The sequence below is a fragment of the Streptomyces sp. NRRL WC-3626 genome, from assembly GCF_000718785.1.
Lineage (GTDB): Bacteria > Actinomycetota > Actinomycetes > Streptomycetales > Streptomycetaceae > Streptomyces > Streptomyces edwardsiae.
In genome coordinates this window covers 167,452-192,527 of record NZ_JOCA01000001.1, presented here as the reverse complement: position 1 = coordinate 192,527, position 25,076 = coordinate 167,452, and the positions used below count along the sequence as shown (strand labels likewise).

The 25,076-nt window shown below is 73.3% G+C and carries 20 protein-coding genes; 9 read left to right on the top strand and 11 right to left on the bottom strand.

The annotated features are described in order from the left end of the window. Positions 1-2: 2 nt before the first annotated feature. Positions 3-485, bottom strand: coding sequence for a DUF456 domain-containing protein (locus IF28_RS0100860; RefSeq protein WP_030212241.1), 483 nt, complete (start codon positions 483-485; stop codon positions 3-5). Positions 486-632: 147 nt separating this feature from the next. Between IF28_RS0100860 and IF28_RS0100855 the strand changes: the two genes are divergently transcribed. Together IF28_RS0100855 and IF28_RS0100850 are read left to right on the top strand one after the other, a co-directional pair. Then, entirely contained in the window at positions 633-2,084 is a 1,452-nt protein-coding gene (locus IF28_RS0100855) for a protein phosphatase 2C domain-containing protein (RefSeq protein WP_030212238.1), read from the top strand. Between the two features lie 66 nt (positions 2,085-2,150). Beyond that, positions 2,151-3,893 (top strand): pyruvate dehydrogenase, encoded by a 1,743-nt coding sequence (locus tag IF28_RS0100850; RefSeq protein WP_030212235.1) that lies wholly within the window; start codon positions 2,151-2,153, stop codon positions 3,891-3,893. Positions 3,894-3,899: 6 nt separating this feature from the next. Here IF28_RS0100850 and IF28_RS0100845 read toward each other — a convergent pair whose 3' ends face one another. Further along, on the bottom strand, positions 3,900-5,573 hold the full coding sequence (locus IF28_RS0100845; RefSeq protein ID WP_037892355.1) for a helix-turn-helix domain-containing protein: 1,674 nt from the start codon (positions 5,571-5,573) through the stop codon (positions 3,900-3,902). 251 nt (positions 5,574-5,824) lie between these two features. Between IF28_RS0100845 and IF28_RS0100840 the strand changes: the two genes are divergently transcribed. Both IF28_RS0100840 and IF28_RS0100835 read left to right on the top strand, forming a co-directional pair. Next, entirely contained in the window at positions 5,825-6,433 is a 609-nt protein-coding gene (locus IF28_RS0100840) for a hypothetical protein (protein ID WP_030212231.1), read from the top strand. Positions 6,434-6,666: 233 nt separating this feature from the next. Continuing rightward, a complete protein-coding gene (locus IF28_RS0100835; RefSeq protein WP_030212230.1) occupies positions 6,667-7,068 on the top strand; it encodes an ATP-binding protein in 402 nt (133 codons plus the stop codon). A 40-nt stretch (positions 7,069-7,108) separates the two neighbouring features. Here the strand turns inward: IF28_RS0100835 and IF28_RS0100830 are convergent, their stop codons facing one another. Further along, positions 7,109-8,155 (bottom strand): DUF2637 domain-containing protein, encoded by a 1,047-nt coding sequence (locus IF28_RS0100830; RefSeq protein ID WP_030212228.1) that lies wholly within the window; start codon positions 8,153-8,155, stop codon positions 7,109-7,111. A gap of 304 nt (positions 8,156-8,459) precedes the next feature. Further along, positions 8,460-9,320, bottom strand: coding sequence for a (2Fe-2S)-binding protein (locus tag IF28_RS0100825; protein WP_030212225.1), 861 nt, complete (start codon positions 9,318-9,320; stop codon positions 8,460-8,462). Positions 9,321-9,488: 168 nt separating this feature from the next. Here IF28_RS0100825 and IF28_RS0100820 point away from each other — a divergent pair, with 168 nt between their 5' ends. Further along, on the top strand, positions 9,489-10,256 hold the full coding sequence (locus IF28_RS0100820) for a GntR family transcriptional regulator (protein ID WP_030212222.1): 768 nt from the start codon (positions 9,489-9,491) through the stop codon (positions 10,254-10,256). Between the two features lie 112 nt (positions 10,257-10,368). Here IF28_RS0100820 and IF28_RS0100815 read toward each other — a convergent pair whose 3' ends face one another. Together IF28_RS0100815 and IF28_RS0100810 are read right to left on the bottom strand one after the other, a co-directional pair. Then, complete coding sequence (locus tag IF28_RS0100815; RefSeq protein ID WP_030212219.1) at positions 10,369-11,145, bottom strand: hypothetical protein; 777 nt, start codon at positions 11,143-11,145, stop codon at positions 10,369-10,371. Positions 11,146-11,288: 143 nt separating this feature from the next. Then, complete coding sequence (locus IF28_RS0100810) at positions 11,289-12,977, bottom strand: PucR family transcriptional regulator (protein ID WP_030212216.1); 1,689 nt, start codon at positions 12,975-12,977, stop codon at positions 11,289-11,291. Positions 12,978-13,320: 343 nt separating this feature from the next. Between IF28_RS0100810 and IF28_RS0100805 the strand changes: the two genes are divergently transcribed. The 3 genes from IF28_RS0100805 to IF28_RS0100795 are packed head-to-tail and all read left to right on the top strand — an operon-like array spanning position 13,321 to position 17,119. Continuing rightward, positions 13,321-14,211, top strand: a complete 891-nt coding sequence (locus IF28_RS0100805; RefSeq protein WP_030212213.1) for an FAD binding domain-containing protein — start codon at positions 13,321-13,323, stop codon at positions 14,209-14,211. Beyond that, positions 14,211-14,720 carry a (2Fe-2S)-binding protein gene (locus IF28_RS0100800; protein ID WP_030212210.1) on the top strand — a complete coding sequence of 170 codons (510 nt, stop codon included), beginning with the start codon at positions 14,211-14,213 and terminating at the stop codon, positions 14,718-14,720. Before IF28_RS0100805 ends, IF28_RS0100800 begins: the two co-directional genes overlap by 1 nt. Positions 14,721-14,731: 11 nt before the next feature. Next, complete coding sequence (locus tag IF28_RS0100795) at positions 14,732-17,119, top strand: xanthine dehydrogenase family protein molybdopterin-binding subunit (protein ID WP_030212206.1); 2,388 nt, start codon at positions 14,732-14,734, stop codon at positions 17,117-17,119. Positions 17,120-17,512: 393 nt separating this feature from the next. On the opposite strand, the gene IF28_RS0100790 is transcribed toward IF28_RS0100795, so the two are convergent. From IF28_RS0100790 to IF28_RS0100780, 3 genes are all read right to left on the bottom strand, one after another. Continuing rightward, positions 17,513-17,953: a hypothetical protein gene (locus IF28_RS0100790; RefSeq protein ID WP_030212204.1), complete on the bottom strand. Its 441-nt coding sequence runs from the start codon at positions 17,951-17,953 to the stop codon at positions 17,513-17,515. 29 nt (positions 17,954-17,982) lie between these two features. Further along, positions 17,983-18,759, bottom strand: a complete 777-nt coding sequence (locus IF28_RS0100785) for a polysaccharide deacetylase family protein (protein ID WP_030212201.1) — start codon at positions 18,757-18,759, stop codon at positions 17,983-17,985. Between the two features lie 89 nt (positions 18,760-18,848). Continuing rightward, a complete protein-coding gene (locus tag IF28_RS0100780) occupies positions 18,849-19,769 on the bottom strand; it encodes a polysaccharide pyruvyl transferase (RefSeq protein ID WP_030212199.1) in 921 nt (306 codons plus the stop codon). A 99-nt stretch (positions 19,770-19,868) separates the two neighbouring features. On the opposite strand from IF28_RS0100780, the gene IF28_RS0100775 reads away from it, so the two are divergent. After that, complete coding sequence (locus tag IF28_RS0100775) at positions 19,869-20,969, top strand: winged helix DNA-binding domain-containing protein (protein WP_030212198.1); 1,101 nt, start codon at positions 19,869-19,871, stop codon at positions 20,967-20,969. A 104-nt stretch (positions 20,970-21,073) separates the two neighbouring features. Here the strand turns inward: IF28_RS0100775 and IF28_RS0100770 are convergent, their stop codons facing one another. Both IF28_RS0100770 and IF28_RS0100765 read right to left on the bottom strand, forming a co-directional pair. Then, entirely contained in the window at positions 21,074-21,865 is a 792-nt protein-coding gene (locus tag IF28_RS0100770; RefSeq protein ID WP_030212197.1) for a S1 family peptidase, read from the bottom strand. A gap of 341 nt (positions 21,866-22,206) precedes the next feature. Further along, entirely contained in the window at positions 22,207-25,023 is a 2,817-nt protein-coding gene (locus IF28_RS0100765) for an ATP-binding protein (protein ID WP_030212196.1), read from the bottom strand. Positions 25,024-25,076: the final 53 nt, after the last annotated feature.

Here is a 25,076-nt window from a genome sequence, read left to right as displayed (position 1 = left end):
GGTCAGCCCCAGAACACCGCGCCCAGCCACGCCGCCGTGATCAGCTGGCAGGTGAACAGCTCCGTCAGCAGGCCCCAGCCGCCCGAACGCATCACCGTCCACAGCGCCGCCACCGCCTCGCGCCGCCGTCCCAGCCGCAGCCGCTCGCCCAGATACACCCCGGCGAGGAAACCCGGGACGGCGCCGAGCACGGGCAGCAGCACGAACCCGGCGAACGAGCCGCAGCCCGCGTACGTCAGCAGCCGCCCGTCGACGCCGGCCTCCCGGAGCCGGCGTGGCGGCAGCGCCCAGCGCACCACCTGCGACAGGAACAGCACCACGGTCGCCCCCACGCACACCCACCACGCGACGGGCCGCGGATCCTTCAGCGCCCACCACAGCACCCCGGCCCACACCAGCCAGGACCCGGGCACCCCTGGCACCAGCACTCCCCACAGTCCGAGCAGGAGCACCAGTCCGGTGAGCAGGAGGTCCCAGGCTCCCATCTGTCCAGGGTGCAGGAGTCCGGGCAGCGGCGCAGAACGGAACGTGCCCGGTCACCTCCCGTCAACAGCCGTCCCGGGAGTGGCGCGGGACGGGGATTTTCCCGATGCCCCGTTTCCAAGCGGCCCGCGCGGTGGACAATTGAGGGCATGAGCCAGCAGGGGGGAACGCCCACCGGTCCCGAGGACGACTGGTGGGGGCAGCTGTACGACGACGCCACCGACGACACGGGTCCCGTACCGGCGCCCGACTCCCTGGACGACCGCTTCGCGTCGGCGTCGGGCACGCTGGGCGGCCCGGCCCCGGCCGGCTTACCCGTCACTCCGGCCATTCCGGATCCCCGGCCGGGCGGGGCCCCGCCCCGCGTCCCCTGGGAGCCGCCGCCCCGGGGGCCGGAGACCTCCGGGCCGTCGACGGGGGCCTCGCCTCCGACGGCTCCCCGGCCGCCCGAGCAGCCGCCTCCGGCCGCTCCCCGGCCGCCCGAGCGGCCACCCGCCACCGCCCCGCCCGCGGGACAGGTGAGCCCTCCTCCGGCCGCCCCCACCTCCGGCGCGGCCTTCGGCTCCTGGACCCCCACGACCGCGCGCCCGCCCGCCGCCCGCACCACGCGCATGGAACCGCCCCCCGGCCCGCTCCCGTCCCGCGCCCACGTCGGCTCCCGGCCGCCCACCTACGACCCCGAGCCCACCGCCCTCCCGCCGGCCGACCCCGGCGCACTGGACGGCCTGGTGTCCGACACCGTGCTGGACGGCGCCCGGTACGGGGCCTGCACCCTGCGCGCCGCCTCCGTACGCGGGGACTCCGCCCGCTACCGGGGCGAACTCCGCCGCGACGCGCTGCTGACCGCCCGGTTCGGCACGGGGGAGCAGGCCCTCGTCCTCGTGGCGCTGGCGACCGGTGTCCGTACCTCCCCCGGCGCGCACCGGGCCGCCGCCGAGGCCTGCCGGTGGATCGGCGCGGCGGTGGGCCGCAGCCACGCGCGCCTCGCCGACGACATCGGGGCCGCCCGGCGCGGCGACCTCAAGTCGGGCCTGCACCGCCTCACCGACCGCAGCCTCGGCCGCCTCCGCGCCAGTGCCGCCGAACAGGGCCTCGAACCCGACCTCTACGCGGCCACCCTGCGCTGTCTCCTGCTGCCCGCCGACCCCGAGTGCCGTACCCGGGTCTTCTTCGGGGTCGGCCCCGGCGGACTGTTCCGGCTGCGGGACGGCGCCTGGCAGGACATCGAACCCGGGACCACCGAGGCCAGGGGCGAACCCGTGGTCGGTTTCGGCTCGCCGCCCGCCGAGACCCCCGACGGCGACCGCCTCACCATGGACCTGGGCATCCCCACACCCCCGAGCCCGTACGAACCCGCCCCCGAGCCGCCCCGCGAACCCTTCCGCTTCCGCACCTCGGTCGCCCGCCCGGGTGACACCCTGCTGATGTGCGGCACCGGCCTCGCCGACCCCCTGCGCGGCGAACCGGCACTCCTCGCCCACCTCGCCGACCGGTGGTCCCGCCCCGAACCGCCCGGCCTCGCGGCGTTCCTCGCCGACACCCAGGTACGGGTCAAGGGGTACGCGGACGACCGTACGGCCGCTGCCGTCTGGGAGGCGTGAGCGCGCCCGGTGTGAATTCATGGAACCCGTCAGGCATCTTCGACACCCGAGGGGCAGACGGAAGACATGGCCAAACAGAATGTCGCGGAGCAGTTCGTCGACCTCCTCACCCGCGCGGGAGTCAAACGCCTGTACGGCGTCGTCGGCGACAGCCTCAACCCCGTCGTCGACGCCGTCCGCCGCAACTCCGCCATCGACTGGATCCACGTACGCCACGAGGAGACCGCCGCCTTCGCCGCCGGCGCCGAGGCCCAGATCACCGGCAGGCTGGGCGCCTGCGCCGGCTCCTGCGGGCCCGGAAACCTCCACCTCATCAACGGGCTGTACGACGCCCACCGCTCCATGGCCCCCGTCCTCGCCCTCGCCTCGCACATCCCGTCCAGCGAGATCGGCCTCGGCTACTTCCAGGAGACCCATCCCGAGCAGCTGTTCCGCGAGTGCAGCCACTACAGCGAGATGATCTCCAGCCCGAAGCAGATGCCCCGGCTGGTGGACACCGCCATCCAGCACGCCATCGGCCGCTCCGGCGTCAGCGTCGTCACCCTCCCCGGCGACATCGCCGACCACGCCGCCCCCGAGAATCCCGCGGAGACCGCCCTCGTCACCTCCCGGCCCACGGTCCGCCCCGGCGACGCCGAGATCGACCGCCTCGTCGACATGATCGACGAGGCCGAGAAGGTCACCCTGTTCTGCGGCGCCGGCACCAAGGGCGCGCACGCCGAGGTCATGGAGTTCGCCCAGAAGATCAAGTCCCCGGTCGGTCACGCCCTGCGCGGCAAGGAGTGGATCCAGTACGACAACCCGTACGACGTCGGCATGAGCGGACTGCTCGGCTACGGCGCCGCCTACGAGGCCACCCACGAGTGCGACCTGCTGATCCTGCTCGGCACCGACTTCCCCTACAACGCCTTCCTCCCCGGCGACGTGAAGATCGTCCAGGTCGATGTGCGGCCCGAGATCCTCGGCCGGCGCTCCAAGCTCGACCTCGCCGTGTGGGGCGATGTGAAGGAGACGCTGCGCTGTCTCACCCCCCGGGTGCGCACCAAGGACAAGCGCAAGTTCCTCGACCGGATGCTGAAGAAGCACGCGGACGCGCTGGAGGGGGTGGTGAAGGCGTACACGCGCAAGGTGGAGAAGCATGTGCCGATCCATCCCGAGTACGTGGCCTCCGTACTGGACGAACTCGCCGCCGAAGACGCCGTGTTCACCGTCGACACCGGTATGTGCAATGTCTGGGCGGCCCGCTACATCACCCCCAACGGGCGCCGCCGGGTGATCGGTTCGTTCTCCCACGGCTCGATGGCGAACGCGTTGCCGATGGCGATCGGGGCGCAGTTCACCGACCGGGGCCGGCAGGTCGTGTCGATGTCGGGCGACGGCGGATTCAGCATGCTGATGGGCGACTTCCTCACCCTCGTGCAGTACGACCTGCCGGTGAAGGTGGTCCTGTTCAACAACTCCTCGCTCAGCATGGTCGAGTTGGAGATGCTGGTCGCCGGACTGCCCTCGCACGGCACCGCCATGAAGCACACCGACTTCGCCGCCGTCGCCCGCGCGTGCGGCGCCTACGGGGTGCGGGTGGAGAAGCCGAAGGAACTCGCGGGCGCGCTCAAGTCGGCGTTCAAGCACAAGGGCCCGGCCCTCGTCGACGTCGTCACGGACCCCAACGCGCTGTCCATCCCGCCGAAGATCAGCGCGGAGATGGTGACCGGGTTCGCGCTGTCCGCCTCCAAGATGGTGCTGGACGGGGGCGTCGGCCGGATGCTCCAGATGGCCCGCTCCAACCTGCGCAACGTGCCCCGTCCGTAAGGGCGTTCATTCGGCGCGGGGCTGCCAGCCGCGGGACGAGGTGTCGTACTCGTAATGGGGCAGGCCCCCGGTCCCGCTGGTGCGGAACGGGCGGCCGTGGTCGTCGATCCGGACCGTGCCGGTGCGGCCCCGCGAGGACCAGTCCAGCTCCAGGTACCAGCGGCAGTCGCAGCCCGCGGTACGGACGGTGACCAGCAGCACCTCGGGGTCGCTCACGGAGACCCGGTAGGGCATCCGCACGGCCGGGATCGGCGTACCGGCGTCGTTCCCGGCGACCGCGCGGGCGATCGGCCGGTCCTTGTCCAGGTCCACGTCGAAGTAGCGCGGGGTGAGCGCGCCGCCGCAGCCCTGGTCCATGGCGTACGCGTTCCCCGGCACGGGCCCGGAGCGGCCGGCCACGCGCACGCGCAGCGCGGTGAGGACGACGGCCGTCTCGGACGTCCCCTGCACCGACAGTTCCACCAGCGTCTCGCCCCCGTGCACGGCCTCCTGCGTCGCGGCCCACGTCCCGGCGTCCTGCGGGGCCGGTGGCGGCGGGACCCGGTCCGGGGGTTTGGCGATGACGTAGTCGTGCCCGCATCCGTACGCCCATGCCTGCGAGTCGGCGGACCAGGTGAGGGGAGGGCCGGCGGCGGGGGCCCTGGAGGTGCCGGGAGCGGCGGGCTTGTGCCGGGGGGTGGGAGAGGAGGGGGCCGGGTGGGTTCTGGTGGCCGAGGAGAGGGAGCCGGAGGGCGAGGGGGTGCGGCTCGGGGGTGCCGTGGGGGAAGTACTGGACACGCTCGGGGCCGCCTCCGAGGGTCCTGCGCCCTCGGTGGACGCCCGCCGGTCGTCGGGGAGCGCGGACAGACTTCCCACGGTGGCGAGCAGCGCGCAGGCGGCGGCCATGGCGACGAGCACCCGTCCCCGCCGCCGGTACCAGGGGCGTCCCGCGGACGTCTTGCCGGGGTCTGTTGTGGTGGGGTTCGACTTGCCCCGGCCGGAGGGCTCGTCAGTGGCGCCCGGCCCGGTGACCGTGTCCGGGGGCGGCGCGGCGGCGTCACCCGTTCCGGGGTCCGTGCCCGGCCTCCGGCCGTCGTGGTGGGGGAAGCCGGCCCCGCTCGCGGTGCGCGGTGCGGCGGTCGGCCGGATTTCGTCGTTTCGCCCGCTCGGGACGCCGGGCGGAGGTTCGGTGCCGAGGAGTGGACCGGCGTGCGGCGTGTGGTCGGTCCGGTGTGCCCCGTCCGGTACGCAGGTCGTGTCCGCGGCACCGTGGCCGGCGGGGGGCCCGCCGGGTTCGTCGGCGGGGGGTGTCCGGGGGCTGCCGGGCGGACCGTCCGGTGTCTCACCCCCGGCGACCGCCGGGGTGCCGGTGGTCTCCCGTGCCGTCGGGTGCTGTTCGCCGGGGGCGGCGTCCGGGGTCGCGGGCGGACCCGGCACCGCCCGCGGGCGTTGGCGTGCCTCCACCGCCCGGAGCCAGCGGTGGTGGAGGTCCAGTCGTTCCGCCCTCGACGCACCGCACAGCGCCGCGAACCGCTCCACCGGGGCGAAGTCGACAGGGACCGCGTCGCCCGCGCAGTAGCGGTGCAGCGTCGAGGTGTTCATGCCGAGGCGGCGGGCCAGCGAGCCGTAGCTGCGGTCCGTACGCTCCTTCAGCTCCCGCAGCAGCGCCGCGAACTCCGCCACGTCGTCCTGTGCCGACACCGTCACCCCGCACTCGTCCGGACCGGTCGGGGCCCTGGGACGGCATCCCAGGCACCCCATGTATCTGCACGTCAAACGGGCTGGGATGGTTCCATGCCGGTGAAACCGGCGACGACGCTTGCGCCCGTCTCCCGGGACGGCCGATGCTCTTGGCACAGCGACCGCCCCGACGGCCGCCGGACGACCATCCGGACCGTCACGGGCGTACCGTCCCGCATTCTCCATCACGCTCACCACACGGGGGACCACCCATGCCCAAGCACACCCGCGCCGCCGTCCTCGCGACCCTCACGGCCGCCGCCCTCGCCGCCGGTACGGCGCTCGCGGCGCCGGCCGGCGCGGCCGCCCCTCCCAAGTTCCTCGCGGCGTCCGAGCTGCCCCCGCACCCGTCGTCCGACTGGAACGCGGGCCCGGTCACCGACGGCTTCCCCGCCGAACTCGCCTACTGCCTCGGCGAGGGCGTACCGGCGTACGACTACCGGCACCGCGTCTACTCCACCGACCTGGACACCAACGCCGTACAGGTCACCGTCGTCACCGGCTCCGCCGCCAAGGGCAAGGCGCTGGCCGCCCTGCTGAACGAGGAGATCCGCTCCTGCGCCGACCGGATCGAGCAGACCTACCCGGACGTCGAGGCCGAGGGCCGCTACTACGGCGCCCTGCCGGTCGAGGAGGGCGCGAAGGTGCACGGGCTGCACACCGAGACGTCCTGGGGGGCCACGGACATCCACCTGCTCTCCGTGGGGCGCGACGGGAAGACCGTGACCGTCGTCGGCTGGGGACAGCTCGGCGACTTCGACGACGCCCCGGTGAGCGCGTTCAGGACGACGACGAAGAAGGCCGTCAACAAGCTGTACTGAGCCGCACGTTCCACCACGACCACCGTGAGAAGCCGGGGTCGTCCTCTCGCCACGGGGGTCGGGAGGACGGCCCCGCGCACGTGTGTGGCCGGCTGGGTGGCCATCGCACTTCGGCCAACTACCGTTCGTGACCGTCCGGTATGACTGGCGCGTGGGTGACCGGGCAAGCATTCCCGTGAAGGTGTTCGACCACAGGGGGAATCGGCACGGGGGCGGGGGCCATGACGGGGGCCATGAAGAGCCGGACTTCGGCGGACCGGCTGAGGCGCACACTGGGACGGGCGGATCTGCGGGCGGTGCCCGAGTCCCGCAGGGCACTGAGAGAACTGCTCAAGCACTGGGGCTCACCGGAGCGTTCCGAGGTCGCGGAACTGCTCACCAGCGAGCTCGTCACCAACGCGCTGGTCCACACCGGCCGGGAGGCGGTCCTGACCGCCGTCGTCGGACCCCGTGGACTGCGGGTGGAGGTACGGGACTTCGTCGAACGGGACCCCAGGCCGAGGGCCCCCAGCATCGACGACGGTACGCACGGCAGGGGCCTGGTGCTGGTCGAGACGCTCGCCGACGAGTGGGGTGTCAGACGGCACCGGGTGGGCAAGTCCGTCTGGTTCGAGCTCGACGCGGAAGCGGCCTGAGGGGGCGGGTACCGCACCCCTCAGGCCGCCGAACGGCACATCAGCCGAACTGCTGCTCCAGGTCCTTGAGTTTGCGCTCCAGGGAGTCCAGACGCGGCAGGGCCTGGGTGTCGTCCTCGGCGGTGAGGTCGACGGTCATCGCGTCACCGCGGGTGCGGACCGGCTGCAGGGAGGGCCGGGCGGTGCGTGCGGGCAAGGCCTCCGGCGACGATATGGCAGGCTCCGCGGAGACCATGTCGGAGTCGCGCTCCACCGTGGGCGCCTCCAGCTCGCGTCCGCCGCCCCGGCCCACGAGACCGCGGTGACCACGGCTGATCGCCTTCAGCCGGGCCCGCTCCACCCGCTGCTGGTCACGCCGGCGCTGCTTCGCCGTGTCCTTGCGGGCCTTGTCCTCGCGCACCTCCTCGACCGCCTCGTCGAGGCTGCGCACGTTCTCCAGCAGCATCAGCGACCAGGCCCCGTACGTCTCCCGGGGGGCGCGCAGCCAGCGGACGATCCGGATCTGCGGCAACGGGCGCGGCACCAGGCCCTGTTCACGCAGTGCGGCGCGGCGGGTCTGCTTCAGCGCGCGGTCGAACAGGACCGCCGCCGACAGGGACATGCCCGCGAAGAAGTGGGGGGCGCCCGCGTGTCCGAGGCCCCGGGGAGCGTGCACCCAGTTGAACCAGGCCGCGGCGAAGGCGAACGTCCACACGAGTATGCGCGAGCCGAGTGCCGCGTCACCGTGGCTGGCCTCGCGTACGGCGAGCACCGAGCAGAACATCGCCGCCCCGTCCAGGCCGAAGGGGACGAGGTACTGCCAGCCGTCGGACAGGCCGAGGTTCTGCTCGCCGAAGCCGACGAGGCCGTGGAAGGAGAGCGCGGCGGCCACCGCGGCACAGCAGAACAGCAGTACGTAGGAGACGGTCCCGTAGAGGGCCTCCTTGCGCCGGCGGCGCTCCTCGCTGCGCTCCCAGGAGTCGTCCGCACTCGTGCTCTTGACCGAGGAGCGCTTGCCACGCGCCAGCACCGCCACCGCCGCCAGCATGCCCAGGAGCAGCACGACGCCCGGAAGGAGCCAGTTCAGCGATATGTCGGTCAGTCTCATCTAGGGGTCCCTTGCATTGGGATAGGGCGTAACGCCCGCCATAGTGGCCCAACCGCCGCCGCCTTCAGGGGGTTTCGGGGCAAGAGGCCGCCAAGGAAGTGCGAGGGGGTCCCCAGGGCGGCATTCTGCTCGAACTGCCGCATGACAGGCAGGAGTTGAGTTCGAATGACACTACCCGTAAGAGTGGTTCCACGGATAGTTCCCGTGGCGGGTGAGGGGATTGTGAATTACCTGTGACCTCCGCGGGGGGCGGAGACCGGACGATCTTACCCGCCGGACGGATGTGGTCCCGTCCGGCGGAACGTCAACTCGCCTGTACGGCCAGTTCCTTGACCCGCTTCCCGGTGCTCCCGGTGGAGCAGGTGCGGGGGCAGGTGGCGCAGATGTCGGCGGGGCGGATCGTGTAGAACATGCAGCAGCTGACCCGGTCCCGGGTGACGGGCGCCGGCTCGCCCCCCGGTCCGCTCGGCCGGCGGAACGTCGCGGCGCCCACGTACGGCTTCGTGGCGCCCGGCAGCAGCAGCTCCAGTTCGCGCAGCCCCCGCTCCTCCTCGCCGAGCAGCTGGGCGACGTACCGCAGGCTCTCGACGATCTCGTCGGTCGCCGTCGCCCACAGGGCCCGGCCGCGGCGCCGCATCAGAGGGCCGAAACCGGCCATGACGGGTTCGAGGTGCTCGGCGACCGCCGCGCGCACCTCCGCCCGCAGTGCCTCCTCGTCGGGCACCACGTAGGCGCCGGGCAGCGCGGCGGCCGGATCGCCGGGCAGACAGGCGAAACGTTCCGGTCGTACGGCCATGCGTCCCACGGCGAGACCCTCGGCGGTCCGGTCGAACGAGACGTGTGTCACGGGGTAGCGGGGCACACGGCGGTGCAGGAACCACGGCACGGTGATCAGCAGGCAGGCGGGCCAGGCGTACCGGTGCAGACCGAAGCTGGCGATCACGTCCGGACGGCCCTGCTGTCCGTAGTCCCGCAGGACCTGGGTGTCGTCCCAGTCGAGGAATCGTTCCAGCTCGGCTCCCCCCTCGGCCAGGCCCGACGCGGCGACCCAGCCGCCGCCCGTGGGCGCCTCCTCGCCGGCGCCGAGTTCGGTGACGGCCAGGGCCGGGAGGGCCTCCGCCAGACGGGCGTACGCGTCCGCGACGGCCGAACCGGGCACGGGCATGGGACCACTCCTTCAGGTCTCGAGGAGCCGGGCAATAAAGGTAAGGCTCACCTTACCGAAGATCGTGGAGATGTGAACCGGTGCCCCCTGTGCCCTTAAGGTGCTTGACGTACAGGTGACAACCCGCCGTAATGACCTCAAGTACCGATACGTCCGCAGGAGGACCTTGTGAAGCAGGGCACGCAGGGATCCGCCGCGACGGGGCGTGTCCGGGTGCCGGCCCAGCCGGCGGGGCAGGCGAGCGGGCGGGAGTGGTGCGAACGGCCCGACGGTGACGCCCGTGGTGAGCACACACACGGTGAGCCCGGTTTTCCGCAGCCCCGGGCCGTTGTGCAGCGGTCCTCCGTGCGGGGGCAGGTTCTCGACGCCCTGCGCACCGCGCTGGTGTCGGGCGAGCTGCGGCCGGGGGAGGTGTACTCGGCGCCCGTGCTGGCGGAGCGGTTCGGGGTCTCCGCGACGCCCGTCCGGGAGGCGATGCAGCAGCTCACGCTCGAGGGTGCGGTGGAGGTCGTGCCCAACCGGGGGTTCCGGGTCGTCGAGCGGGGGGCGCGGGAGCTGGCCGAGCTGGCGGAGGTGCGGGCGCTGGTCGAGGTGCCGGTGATATTGCGGCTGGCGCGGACGGTGTCCGCCGAACGGTGGGCCGAGCTGCGGCCGCTGGCGGAGGCGACGGTGCGGGCGGCGTCGTCGGGGTGCCGGGCCACGTATGCGGAGTGCGACCGGGCGTTTCACGGTGCGGTGCTTTCCCTTGCGGGGAATGAGCAGTTGGTGCGGATCGCGGGGGATCTGCATCGGCGGGCGCAGTGGCCGTTGGTGCGGGGGCGGGTGGAGCTGGTGGCCGACGCGCATGAGCACACGGCGCTGCTGGACGCGTTGATCGCGGGGGATGTGGATGTGGTGCGGGTTCTGGTGGGGGAGCACTTCGCGGGGGGCGGGTGAGTTTCTCGCCCCCGCCGCCCCTTCCCGTCCCGAAACTGGGGCTCCGCCCCAGACCCCGCTCCTCGAACGCCGCCGGGGCTGAGATCAGCTCCGGCGGGGGCGCGACGCGTTCCTACGCCGTAGCGGCCCCCGGTGGTGCCAGCTGCCGTGTCAGCCACGTGGGGACCCCGCCCAGGAGCCGGAGGAGGCGGTGGGCCTCCTCGCGGAGGCGGGACGCCTCGGGCTCGGACTCCGTCTCCGCGAGAGACGCCAACGCCGGTGCCGTACCGACCAGGTACCCCAACTCCTCCCGGATGCGGAGGGATTCGGCGAACCCGTGCCGTGCCTCCTTCAACTCCCCCTCCCGCAGGGCCAGTCCGGCCAGATGCCGCCAAGTCCCCGACAGCAGCAGAGGATCCGCGTGAGCGGTGGCCCCCGCATGGGCCCGCCGATACGCCGCCCGAGCCGCCTGTGGCGACCGCGTCAGATTCTCCGCGATCAACCCCCGCCGGAAGTCCAGCAGGGCCCGCCCCGCCGCCCCCGGCGCGATCAGCGCCGCCGCCCGCCCCAGCGCCGCGCGCGCCTCGTCCGCACGGTCGCGGACCTGGAACAACGTGGCGGCATAGGCCAAGTACCCGCGTTCACAAGCGGCCGCACCCCGCTCGTCGTCGGAGTGCGCGGCCGCCTCGGCCGCCCGCAGCGCGTCCTCGGCCTGCTCCCACCCCGCCTCGGTGTACAGACACCGCTCCACCAGCAGTGACGCCCGCTGCAACGCCGCCTTCGGCCCCTCGGGCTCGAGCAGGGCGGCCGCGTCCGCCCAGCAGGCGCGGGAGCGCAGTCGCCACACCGCCGTCTGGAGAGGATCGTCTTCGGCGGTCGTTCCGTCACCGGACATGGCGGTATGCGCCACGTTGCCCTCCCCGAGCACGCCATCGAGCTGTTGAGTGGTGGCCGCATCTCAGCACGAACCACGGGGCCCGGCCAAGAGGGTGGGTGAAGGATTTCACAAAGTCATGGTCCGCGGGCCCGAACCGCCGCACAGCCCGTGTCGGATCAGCTCATCCGCAGCGCCAGGAAGAAGTCCAGCTTGTCCTCCAGGCGCGACAGGTCACGTCCCGTCAACTGCTCGATACGGCCGACCCGGTAGCGCAGCGTGTTGACGTGCAGATGGAGCCGGGAGGCACAACGGGTCCAGGAGCCGTCGCAGTCGAGGAACGCCTCCAGGGTGGGGATCAGCTCGGCGCGGTGCCGGCGGTCGTAGTCGCGCAGCGGGTCGAGGAGACGGGCGGTGAAGGCACGTCGTACGTCGTCGGGGACGAAGGGCAGCAGCAGGACGTGCGAGGCCAGCTCCTGGTGACCGGCCGCGCAGACCCGGCCCTGCCGGGCCGCGGCCACCCGCCGGGCGTGCCGTGCCTCCTCCAGCGCCCCGCGCAGCCCCTCCGCCGAGTGCACGGCGGCGGAGACGCCGAGGGTGAGCCGGCCGTCGCCGTTCAGACCGGCGGTGAGCGGATCGCGTACGGACGCCAGCAGCGCGTCGGCGTGGATCCCCGTACCGGAGTCGTCGTGCCCGCCGGTGACCGCCGGCAGCGGCACGAGGGCGATCGCCTCGCCCGCCGCATGGGCCACCGCGACGCGGTCGGAGTGCTCGGGCCCCGTGGCCGCCGGGTCGACCAGGATCTCCTCCAGCAGCGCCCGCGCCACCGGCCCGCCGTCGACCTCCCCGCCGTCCCAGTCGACGCGGGCCACCACGACCTGCCAGTGCGGCGCGCTGCCCAGCCCGGGCAGCAGCACCGGCGCGGCCACCCGCAGCCGCGCCGCGATCTCGGCGGGCGCGGCGCCCGTCTGCACCAGCTCCAGCACCTCCTGCGCGAGCCGGCGCCGTACCGTGCGCGCCGCGTCCCTGCGGTCCCGCTCGACGGCTATCAGCTGGGTGACCCCGTGCAGCAGGTCGAGACGCTCCTCGGCCCAGTCCCCGGCGTCCGCCTCCACCGCCAGCACCCAGTCCGACAGCACCGTCTCGCGTACGTCGTCCGACGCCGGCGCGGACCGCCCGCTGCCGTGCACCGGGAAGAGGCTGTACGTCGTCCCCTCCAGCGTGACCCGGTGCGGCCGGCGCCGGCCGGTGCGGGCGGCCGCCAGCTGCTCCGCCGCCAGCCGCGCGCGCAGCCCGGCCGGCGGCACCGGTTCCCCGCCCGGGGCCCCGGCGGTCTTCGACCCCGCGATCAGCCGGCCGGCGGGCGACAGCAGCCAGGCCCGCAGATCCAGGTCGGAGCCGAGCAGGTCCAGGACGACGTCGGGGCCGCCGCCCGCCGGTCCCGCGGTCATCATCCGCCGGTGCCGGTCCACCACGGCCGCCAGATCCCCGGCCCGCTCACCGGACACCTGCCGTACGACATGCTCCGTGACGGTCGCGAAGGCCACCGACTCGTGCACCGCGAACAACGGCAGCCGGTGCCGCGCACAGGCCACGACCAAATCCTCCGGCACATCGCCCAGCTCCGCCTCGCCGGCCGCCAGCGCGGCCACTCCGGCCTGCACCAGACGCCGTACGAAAGGCTCCGAGTCGGCGGGCCCCGTACGCCAGGCCAGGCCCGTCAGGACCAGCTCACCGCCGGAGAGATAGCGGCTGGGGTCCCGCAGATCGGTGGTCATCACCCCGCGCACACCGCGTTCCAGCTCGTCCTCGCCGCCGAGCAGCTTGAGGCCCAGCGCGTCGGTGTCCAGCAGTGCGCGCAGCCGCATTCTCGTCTCCGTCGTGTCGTGTCTCGGTGGGTCCGGTGGACCGTGGCGGGGCCTTCCGGCGAGGGCCCGTCGGGTGGCTGATCAGTGGTGCCGGCCGTGTCCTGGACCGTGTGCCCTGTTTGCGGAGGAAGGTGAGGAGGCCACGGACGACCTCCGTTCATACGAATCTACAAGATGCCTGCGCTGGCCAGCCAACTCCTTCATGGTTTCCGTGACTGACCCGGGTGGAGCACACGGCGGTCTACTGACCCCACGCCGAGTGAACCGCGCGTCGACGAGACGGGAGCACCGCACACGGATTGGCTTGATCCAGACGCCCCCGAGACGTAGAAGAGAGCCGGTCATGGACTTCCTTCGCCCCGCCAACTGGGAGGAGGCGCTCGCCGCGAAGGCCGAGCACCCCGCCGCCGTGCCGATCGCGGGGGGCACCGACGTGATGGTCGAGATCAACTTCGATCACCGCAGGCCCGGCCATCTGATGGACCTGAACCGCATCGCCGAGCTCGGGGAGTGGGAGGTCGGCGAGGACAGTGTGCGGCTCGGCGCCTCCGTCCCGTACGCGAGGATCATGGAGCGGCTGCGCGCCGAGCTGCCGGGCCTCGCCCTCGCCTCCCACACGGTCGCCTCCCCGCAGATCCGCAACCGCGGCGGCGTCGGCGGCAACCTCGGCACCGCCTCCCCGGCCGGCGACGCCCACCCGGCGCTGCTCGCCGCCGGCGCCGAGGTCGAGGCCGAGTCGGTGCGCGGCACGCGCCGCATCCCCATCGACGCGTTCTACACCGGCGTGAAGCGCAACGCGCTGGCGCCCGACGAGCTGATCCGCGCCGTCCACATCAAGAAGGCCGCCGGCCCCCAGCAGTTCTCCAAGGTCGGCACCCGCAACGCCATGGTCATCGCCGTGTGCGCCTTCGGTCTCGCCCTGCACCCCGACACGCGGACCGTGCGCACGGGGATCGGCTCCGCCGCCCCGACACCCGTACGGGCGCTCGCCGCCGAGGAATTCCTGACCGCGGCACTGGAGGAGGGCGGCTTCTGGGACAACGGGAAGATCATCACCCCGTCCCTCGCCAAGCGGTTCGCCGACCTGTGCGCCGGCGCCTGCAACCCCATCGACGACGTCCGCGGCACCGCGGAGTACCGCCGTCACGCCGTCGGTGTCATGGCCCGCCGCACGCTGACCTGGACGTGGGAGTCGTACCGCGACGCCCGCCGCCCCACGGAGGGAGCCGCGTAATGCGCCTGAACCTCACCGTCAACGGACGCCCCCGGGAGGCCGACGACGTCTGGGAGGGCGAGTCGCTGCTGTACGTGCTGCGCGAGCGGCTCGGTCTGCCCGGCTCCAAGAACGCCTGTGAGCAGGGAGAGTGCGGGTCGTGCACCGTACGGCTCGACGGCGTGCCCGTGTGCTCGTGTCTGGTCGCCGCCGGTCAGGCGGAGGGGCGCGAGGTGGTCACCGTGGAGGGCCTGGCGGACCTCGCCCGGCGGCGCTCCGGTGGCGGGTCACCGGGCGAGGCCGAACTGGCCCCCGTCCAGCAGGCGTTCATCGACGCGGGCGCCGTCCAGTGCGGCTTCTGCACCCCCGGTCTGCTGGTCGCCGCCGACGAGATGCTGGAGCGCGACCCGGACCCGTCCGACGCCGACATCCGCGAGGCCCTGTCGGGCAACCTGTGCCGCTGCACCGGCTACGAGAAGATCATGGACGCGGTCCGCCTCGCCGCCGCCCGCGGGTCCGAGGGGGTCTGAAGATGCCGGACATGCCGGCGAACGGCGTTCCCACCACCCTCACCCAGGGCCTGCGCACCAGGGGCGGCATCGGTGAGTCCACCCTGCGTCCCGACGGCACCCTCAAGGTCACCGGCGAGTTCGCGTACTCCTCCGACATGTGGCACGAGGACATGTTGTGGGGCCATATCCTGCGCTCCACCGTCGCCCACGCCGAGATCGTGTCGATCGACACCGGTGAGGCCCTCGCCACGGCCGGCGTCTACGCCGTGATGACGTACGACGATCTGCCGACGGACGTGAAGAACTACGGCCTGGAGATCCAGGACACCCCCGTCCTCGCCCACGGCAAGGTCCGCCACCACGGCGAACCGGTCGCCGTCGTCGCCGCCGACCACCCGGAGACCGCCCGCCGCGCCGCCGCCAGGATCAGGGTCGAGTACCGCGAACTGCCCGTCATCACGGACGAGCTCTCCGCCCTCGCCCCCGATGCGGTCCTCGTCCACGAGAACCGGGACGATCATCACATCGGTCATGTCCCGCATCCCAACATCGTCCACCGCCAGCCCATCGTGCGCGGGGACGTGGCGGCGGCACGGGAGCGCGCGGACGTGATCGTCGAGGGCGAGTACACCTTCGGCATGCAGGACCAGGCCTTCCTCGGCCCCGAGTCCGGACTCGCCGTCCCCGAGGAGGACGGCGGCGTCCACCTCTACATCGCCACCCAGTGGCTCCACTCCGATCTGCGCCAGATCGCGCCCGTGCTCGGCCTGCCCGAGGACAAGGTACGGATGACCCTGGCCGGTGTCGGCGGCGCGTTCGGCGGCCGCGAGGACCTGTCCATGCAGATCCACGCCTGTCTGCTCGCCCTGCGCACCGGCAAACCCGTCAAGATCGTCTACGACCGCTTCGAGTCCTTCTTCGGCCATGTCCACCGCCACCCGGCCAAGCTGTTCTACGAGCACGGCGCCACGGCCGACGGCAGGCTGACCCACGTCAGGTGCCGCATCGTCCTGGACGGCGGTGCCTACGCCTCCGCCTCCCCGGCCGTGGTCGGCAACGCCTCCTCCCTCGGCGTCGGCCCGTACGCCGTCGACGACGTCGACATCGAGGCCATCGCCCTCTACACCAACAACCCGCCCTGCGGCGCCATGCGCGGCTTCGGCGCGGTGCAGGCGTGCTTCGCCTACGAGGCGCAGATGGACAGGCTGGCGGCCCGGCTCGGCATGGACCCGGTGGAGCTGCGGCAGGTGAACGCCATGGAACAGGGCACGCTGATGCCCACCGGCCAGCCCGTCGACTCCCCGGCGCCGGTCGCCGAACTCCTGCGCCGGGTCAAGGCGATGCCCATGCCGCCGGAACGGCAGTGGGAGTCCAGCGAGGGCGCCGACGTACGCCAGCTGCCGGGCGGGCTGTCCAACACCACGCACGGCGAGGGCGTCGTACGCGGGGTCGGCTACGCGGTCGGCATCAAGAACGTCGGCTTCTCCGAGGGCTTCGACGACTACTCCACCGCGCGCGTGCGCATGGAGGTGGCCGGCGGTGAGCCGGTCGTCACCGTGCACACCGCGATGGCGGAGGTCGGCCAGGGCGGCGTCACAGTCCACGCGCAGATCGCCCGCACCGAGCTGGGTGTCGGCCGGGTGACCATCCATCCGGCCGACACGCGGGTGGGTTCGGCGGGTTCGACCTCCGCGTCCCGGCAGACGTACGTCACCGGCGGCGCGGTGCGGAACGCGTGTGAGCTCGTTCGCGAACGGGTGCTGGAGCTGGGGCGGCGCCGGTTCGGGTCGTACCACCCGGCCTGGGCGACGGCGGAACTCCTGCTGGAGGGCGGGAAGGTGGTCACCGACGGTGGGGAGGTCCTCGCGGATCTGGTGGACGTTCTCGGGGACGAGGCCGTCGAGGTGGAGGCGGAGTGGCGGCACCGGCCGACCGAACCCTTCGATCCGCGCACCGGGCAGGGGAACGGGCATGTCCAGTACTCGTTCGCCGCGCATCGTGCGGTGGTCGAGGTGGACACGGAGCTCGGGCTGGTGAAGGTCATCGAGCTGGCCTGTGCGCAGGATGTCGGGAAGGCGCTGAACCCGCTGTCCGTCATTGGCCAGATCCAGGGTGGCAGCACGCAGGGGCTGGGCGTTGCCGTGATGGAGGAGATCGTCGTGGATCCGAGGACGGCGAAGGTACGCAACCCGTCCTTCACGGACTATCTGATCCCGACGATCCTGGACACCCCGACCATGCCGGTCGATCTGCTGGAACTGGCCGACACGCATGCTCCCTACGGCCTGCGGGGTGTGGGTGAGGCGCCGACTCTCTCCTCGACGCCGGCGGTCCTGTCGGCGATCCGCGACGCGACGGGTCTGCCCCTGACGAAAACCCCCATCCGCCCGGAACACCTCACGACGGGGGCGCCGTAAGCCCGCCCCCGCAGCCCGCGTAGCTGCGGGCAGTCGTGCCGCCGTAGCCGCCGTAGCTGCGGGCAGTCGTGCCGCTGGGGCGGCACGGGTGGGCGCAGCGGCACCCCCTCCAGCGGGGCGAGCGCACCCCCACCCCCGCCCAGCAGCTGCCCGGGGTGACGGCTGAGCGGGGGAGGTCGCGCGGCCCGGCGCTTACGGGGTGCCGTCGCGCCCACCCGTGCCGCCCTGCGGCACGACTGCCCGCGGATGGGCGGTGGGGCGGAACGCGGATGGGCGGCGGGGCGGCACGCGGCACGCGGATGGGCGGCGCGCGGAACGCGGAACGCGGATCGGTGGCGGCAGGGCCGCGGAGTGCGGCGCCTGCGGCGTGACTGCCCGCTGGAATCCCCCCGCTCACCCCCGCCGCAGCAACCCGTTCACCGCGCGTCCGAACACCCCGCGTCCCGCCCGCGCCAGCAGCGTGTCGCAGACGGGCGGCAGGAAGCGGAGCCGGATGTCCTCTCGCCATGTCACCAGCGCACGGCTCTCCGGCCCCCGCCGTACCTCGATCTCCGCCCAGCCCATGACCACCCGGCCCCGCTTCTCCAGCCGGCACACCCCCGGTGAGTCGTCCCGCGGCGGCTGCCACACCGTCACGTCCATCGGATCGTCGAAGGCGAGCGGGCCGAACCCCGTGCGGGCCACCACCCGGGTGCCCACACCGGTCGGCGGCGGAGTGCGAACCGTCACCCGGGTCAGCGGCACCACCTCTCCATGCCGGGACCACGTGGTGAGCCGCCGCCAGGCCTCGTCGAGGGGCAGCGGCACCGTGCGCTGGAGCTGGAAGACGGCCACGAGGGCATCCTAGAGAACGGGTCCGCCCGTCAGCGGTACACCTCGCCCGGCTCCGCCACCCCCGGAGCGAGCAGCTGGGGGACCGTCACGAAGACATACCCCCGCTTCTTCAGCTCGGCGATGATGCCGGGAACGGCCGGGACCGTGCCGTCGTAGAGGTCGTGGAGCAGGATGATGCCGTCACGTGAGGACTGCGCGAGCACGCGCCGGGTGATGAGGTCCGAGTCGGTCGTCTGGTAGTCCTTCGCGGTCACGCTCCACAGGACCTCGGAGAGCCCCAGCTCACGGCTGATGCCGTGCACGGTGTCATCGGTGCGGCCCTGCGGCGGGCGCATCAGGGTGGGGCGGCGGCCGGTGAGGCGTTCTATCTCCGTGTTGGTGTGTTCGAGTTCCTCGCGTATCTCGTCCGGGCTCAGCTCCGTCAGACGGCGATGGGTCCAGGTGTGGCTCGCCACCTCGTGCCCCTCGTCGGCCATCCGCTTCACGAGTTCCGGATAGGTGTCGATGTGCCGCCTGCCCAGGAGGAAGAAGGTCGCCGGGACCTGTTCCTCCTCGAGGATGTCCAGCAGCCGCGCGGAGTGCTCGCTCGGCCCCGCGTCGAAGGTGAGCGCGATGCACTTGACCTCGCGGCAGTCGACGGTGCCGAAACGGGCCTGGACGTCGGTGGCGCGGACGGCGCTGGGGGCGGTCGTCTCCAGCCGCGTACAGCCGGTCAGCGCCAGCGCCAGAGCTGTGGCCGCGACCACGATCGCACCGGTCGGGAACGCGGCCCCCGATCTTTTCGTCTTGCTGGTGGGAGAAGGCATGGCCCGGACTATACGCACCGTCTATACACGGCTTGTATAGTCCGTTTTGTGTCGCCCTCACACAGGCGAGGGGGAGCGTGTGAGAGTCGTCACCCGCGCGTGGCCAGCACCTCCACCAGCCGGTCGGCACCGTCCGCCACCCGGCCCTCGCGGAACGCGTCCCGCACCTGCCGGGCGGCCACCCGGCCCGAGGTCAGACACCAGTCCCACCACCGGTCCAGCCGCCGCGCGTCCAGCCCCTCGGCGGCCAGCAGCGCCGGCCAGCCGCAGGCCCGCGCCTGCGCGGTCACCTTCGCACCGCCCGCCACCGGGTCCACCGCCAGCACCGACGTGCCGACCCGCAGCGCCAGCACCAGCCCGTCGAGGCGGTCGGTGACGACGAGGTCGAGCCGGGCCAGCACCGACTGCACCTGCGCCGGTGTCGCGCTCAGATGCCAGTCATGGGTGTCGAGCCGGGTCTCCAGTTCCAGCCGGGCGCAGTCCTTCCCCGCCAGCCAGCGCGTCACCCCCTGCGCGACCTGCCCGTGCCGGCTCTGCTCCCCGTACTCGCGCTGTCCGTCGGTGAGGATCACCCCGACCACGGGCCGCGCGGGTGCGTCGGGGGCGCGGGCGGCCAGGTCCTCGGACGGTGCCGTGCCGGGCGCGTCCCGCGCCAGTACCCGGTGGAAGCCGGTCACGGCGGCGCCGTCCGGGTCGATCACCGACGTCCCCACGGCGATCCGCACACAGTGCGCGAAGCGCCGGTGCAGCTCCTCGACCTGCGGACCGTGCAGCGGCCCGCACACGAACACCAGGTGCGAGTAGTCGCCGGGCCGTACGTCGTCGAAGTGCAGCGCCTTGGGCCGGAAGCCCGGGCTCCATACGACGTCGTACGCCATCCCGGCGCCCCGCAGCACCTCCTCCACCCGGCGCAGCGCCAGTACGTCCCCGGCGGTCGCCTCGCTCTCGCGGAAGCTGAACCATCCGGTCAGCAGGACCTTTCGCGGTCCCGGTCGCTCTCGTCCGTACACAGTGCCACCGAGTGCCCCGGTCCGGGGGAAGGCAATCGGCCCGGTGCCGCCTGTGTATCGAGGACAGGAACCGACCTAGAAGCCCGCTAGCGTGCTCGCATGACGAAGACGAAGCCGGCCGGTGTCCTCGGCACGCGGGCCCTCAACCGGGCCACCCTGGCGCGGCAGCTGCTGCTGAGCCGCTCCCCGATGTCCGCCGAGGACGCGGTCGGGCATCTGGTCGGCCTTCAGGCGCAGAACGTCAAACCGCCCTACTACGCCCTCGCCGCCCGCCTCGACGGCTTCACGCCCGAGGCGCTGTCCCGGCCGATGGCCGACCGGACGGTGGCCCGGCTCGTCACCATGCGCTCGACCATCCACACGCACACCGCCGACGACTGCCTCACCCTGCGGCCCCTGGTCCAGTCCGCCCGCGACCGCGAGCTCCGGGTCTTCCGCACGGGGCTCGCCGGTGTCGACCTGGACCGCCTCGCCGCGCACGCCCGGGAACTCGTCGAGGCCGAACCGCGCACCATGGGGCAGTTGCGCGAGGCCCTGCTGAAGGTGTGGCCCGACGCCGACCCGCAGTCCCTCTCCGTCGCCGCCCGCTGCAAACTGCCCCTCGTGCAGATCACCCCGCGCGGACTGTGGGGCCGCAGTGGCCAGGTCACGCTCACCACCGCCGAGCACTGGCTGGGCAGGCCCGCCGAGCCGGCGCCCACGCCCGACGGCACCGTGCTGCGCTATCTCGCCGCCTTCGGACCGGCCTCCGTCAAGGACATGCAGGCCTGGGCCGGCCTGACCCGGCTGCGCGAGGTCTTCGAACGCCTCCGACCCCGGCTCCTCACCTTCCACGACGACAACGGCGTCGAGCTCTTCGACCTCCCGGACGCGCCCCGCCCCGACCCGGACACCCCGGCCCCGCCGCGCTTCCTGCCCGAGTTCGACAACCTGCTCCTCTCCCACGCCGACCGCGGCCGTGTCGTACCGCCCGAACACCGGGGCCGCCACTGGCAGGGCAACATCGCCTACCGCACCTTCCTCGTCGACGGGTTCCTGGCCGGGCTGTGGCGGCTGGACGAACACGCCCTGGTCGTGGAGCCGTTCGGCCGGCTGGACGACCGACAGCGCGGCGAACTCGTCGCGGAGGGCGAGCGGATGCTGAGGGTGATGCACCCACAGGGCACGTACGACATCCGCTTCGGGGCGGTACGGGAGTGAACGCGGGCATGGAGAGGGGGCGTTGCGGGCTGCTCGTGGAAGCCCGCAACGCCCCCTGGTCTGCTGCCCGAGGGGTACTCAGGAACTCATGGGGTGTGCGTCCGTCAGCCGCCCACCTGTGCCGTCACATCCGCGGAGAACGTGGTCAGCCGGGTGTAGACGCCCGGGGAGCCCGCCGCCGCGCAGCCGTCGCCCCAAGAGGTGATCCCCGCGAGCCGGCCGCCGATCAGCAGCGGACCGCCGCTGTCGCCCTGGCAGGTGTCCACACCGCCCGACGCGTAGCCGGCGCACACCATGTCGCCGCGCACGTACCGGCTGCCGTACGAGCCGCTGCAACTGGTGTCGGAGACGGTCGGCACGGTCGCGGTGCGCAGCTGGTTGGAGGAGCTGCCGCCGGAGGAGGTGGTGCCCCAGCCGATGATGCGGGCGCTCGTGCCGGCCGCGTACACCGAGGTGTCCGAGGAGGAGACGTAGGACGCCGTGCCGTACGGCATCGACGTCGACAGGGTCAGCACGGCCACGTCGTCGCCCCGCGTGACGCTTCTGTAGTCGGGGTGGATCCATATCCGGCTGACCCTGGCGACCGTGCCGTTGGTGCCGTTGAGATAGGTGCGCCCGCCGACCACACGCACACTGCTCGTGGTCTCACCCACCATGCAGTGCGCGGCCGTGACCACCTTGGTCGGGGAGACCAGGGTGCCGCCGCAGAACTGGTTCTGCGAGGCGTCGGTGATCTGCATCATGAACGGGTACGCCGACGTCGTGGTCGTCGTACCGCCGACGATCGGCTGCGGGGCGGCCGTGGCGGCGGGGGCGGCGATCAGCACGGTCGCGGCGGCGGCAGCGGTCGCCGCGACGACGGCGGCGGCCTTCTTGGCGCGGGTGAACCCGGACATGGGTCTCCTCTGGGACGGCCGGTGGGGGGTCGCACGGGGTGGGGGGTCGAGCACAAGGGCCTCGGGACAGGCCCCCGTGTGCCCGGCGGGCGGCACGCCGTTAAGCTACGACCGCGGGCGCGACCACCCCAATGAGGGAACCCCCTAAGGGCAGTTGGACAGGGAAAACCCTCGATCGCCCCGGCGCGCGGGATCCGGCGGCCGTCCCGACGTCCGAAACGCGTCGGCCGCCCGACAGATCGAGATCCGCCCCCGCCGTCGCACGGCCCGCATCCGCCGGGCCACCCCGCGGCCCGAACCGGCCGCCCCCGGGCCCGGATCCGACTGCCGCCTGGCAGCCCCTACTTGGTGCGGCGGGCGGCCGCCGCCAGGCGGACGATGTCGACCCGGGAGCGGATGCCCAGCTTGCGGTAGACCCGGGTGAGGGTCGCCTCGACGGTCTTGACGCTGATGAACAGCCGCCCGGCGATCTCCCGGTTGGTGGCCCCCTCCATCACCAGCGCGGCGACCTGCCGTTCCATCGCGGCCAGTCCGTCCAGGGCGCCCGGCGCCGCGGCGGGCACGGTCTCCGGCTCCGCCGGACCCGCCGCCACCGCCCGCTCCACCTGCCGCAGCCACGGCAGCGCACGGCAGCGCCGGAACAGCCGGGCGGCCTCGTCGTACGCCGCCGGCGCCGGGCCCCGCCCGCGCAGCCGGGCCAGCGCGAAGGCGGCCCGCGCCTCCTCCAGGCCGTACCCCAGCGCGGCGAGCCGCTCCTGCGCCGACGCCAACTGCGTGAGCGCGGCCTGGTGTTCACCCCGCGCGGAGCGCACCAGCGCTTCCGCGCGGTCGAGCGCCGCGAGAACACTCGCCCGGTTCAGACGCAGCGCGTGTACGCGGGTGACGTCGATGAGTTCCTGCGCCTCGCCCGGCTCCCCGATCCGCACCAGCGCCTCGGCGAGGTCGCCCTGCCAGCGGCCCCGCGCCGGATCGCTGATGCCCATGCCGTGCTCCAGCTCCCGCACCCGGCGCAGTGAACGGACCGCGCCCTGCGCGTCCCCCGCCACCAACTGGGCGTAGCCCAGGGCGGCCAGGGCGAGGGAGAGATACAACTGGTCGCCGTCCACCTCGGCGTGGTCCGCCGCCTCACGGGCCAGCGTCAGCCCGCGCTCCACGTCCCCGCCGGACGCCTCCGCGACCGAGGCCAGCATGGCGGAGGCGCTCTCGCCGATCCCGGAGTCCCGCGCCAGCCGCAGGCTTTCCCTGGCCAGGTCCAGGGCGCGGCCGCAGTGCCCGTAACGCAGTTCGGTGTCGGCGAGCAGCCGCGAGAAGTGCACCTCGCTCTCCACCATGCCGCGCCGTCTCGCCTCGCGCAGCAGCGCGGTGATGGCCGTACGCGCCTCCGGCAGCTGGTCGCTCATCAGCAGCCAGCGGAACTTCGCCATCGCGGCGCCGTTGTGATGGCTGGCCACATCGGGGTCCTGCGGCTCCTCGAGCGCCCGCTGGATCGTCGCGGGGGCGTCCGGGTGGCCCATCAGGGTCTCGGTGGACGACTGGAAGGCCAGCGCCATCAGTTCGGTGCGCCGGTCCCCGCCCCGGGCGGCCAGCTCCGCCGCGTGCGCCGCCTCCTGGCGGGACTTGGCGAAGTCGCCGTCGACCACCACCTCGCGCCAGGCCAGCTGGTAGTGGACCAGCGCCAGCAGCCGGGGGTCGTCACCGGCGTCGGCCAGCACCTGCGGGAACACCGCGTCGACCTCGCCGAGCGCCTGCCCGGCCGCCTCGATGACGACCATCCACGCCCGCACCCGCTCCGCCGGCACCGTCGCCCGGGTCAGCACCTCGCGCGCTATGTCCCGCGCCAGATCCACCTCGCCGGCCGTGATCGCGTCCTCGGCGGCCTGCAGCCGCCGCTCGTCGGGGCCCGGCTCGCCGTCCGCCGGGGTGTGCCGGGCGGCGAGCAGCCCCAGCGACGCGGCGACCGAGGGTGCCCCCCGGTCCCGGGCCAGGGCCGCGGCCTCGGCGAGCCGGGCCGCCACCTCCGGGTCGGGCCCGGTCGCGGCCAGCGCCAGATGCCGGGCCCGCTCGATGGGGTCGGAGGCCGCCGTGGACAGCGCCGTGTGCACCGCCCGCCGGTCCCGTGCCGGGGCCTCCGCGTACAGGGCGGCCGATATCAGCGGGTGCGCGAACCGCAGCGCCGGCTCCTCGTGGTCGGTCGCCAGCAGCCCCAGCGCGGCGGCCTGCGCCGTCTCCGCCTCGGCGTTGTCCCGCCCGGCCGCGTGCAGCAGCGCCAGGGTGGGGCGGGCGCCCGCGCTGGCCACCAGCAGGGTGCGGCGCGCCTCGTCCGACAGCATCTCCAGACGGCTCAGCACCAGGGCCCGCAGCGAGGTCGGCACCGGCAGCGGCTCGCCCGGCCGGGGCCGGGTGGGGCTCTCCGCGAGGGCGCGGCCCAGCTCGAGGGCGAACAGCGGGTTGCCGCCGCTGGTGCGGTGGATGTCGCGCGCCGTGGAGCGGGACAGCGCGGTGTAGCCCCGGTGGTCGAGCAGCGCGGACACCTGGGTCCGGGAGAACGGGCCGAGCCGCACCGGGAGCGTGTCCGGCGGGCAGGCGCGCAGATGACGGCCGTACTCCTCCTCGCCGTCCGTGCGCACCGCGCACAGCATCCGCACCGGGCTGTCGCCGAGCCGCCGCGCGGCGAAACCGAGGAGTTCGGCGCTGGCCGGGTCCAGCCACTGCAGATCGTCGGCGACGACGAGGAGCGGTCCCTCGGCGGCCAGCGCACGCAGCGTGGAGAGCACCGCGAGGCGCAGCGCGAGACCGTCCCGCTGGAGGGTGGACTCACCGCGTCCGGTGAGCGCCGACTCCAGGGCGGTGCGCTGCGCGGCGGGCAGCCGGGCGGAGACCTTGTCGAGGACCAGACCGAACAGATCGGCCAGCGCCAGGAACGGAAGATGGGATTCGGACTCCGTCGCCGAGCAGCGCAACACCGTCCCCGCCGCACCCGCGTTTTCCTCCGCAAGTGCCCGCAGCACGGTCGATTTTCCTATTCCGGCGGGTCCGTGCAGGAGCACGCTGCCGCCGCGGGCGAGCTGTTCCCGCGCCTCGGAGTACAGCTCGTCCCGGCCTATGACCAGGTCGGGGCGGCTCCTGGCAGGCTCCTTGAAGTCCCGTCGCACGGTCACCGCTCCCCTCCGTGTGGCGTGTCCTGGCCAATATTAGGCAACCGGCTCCTCAA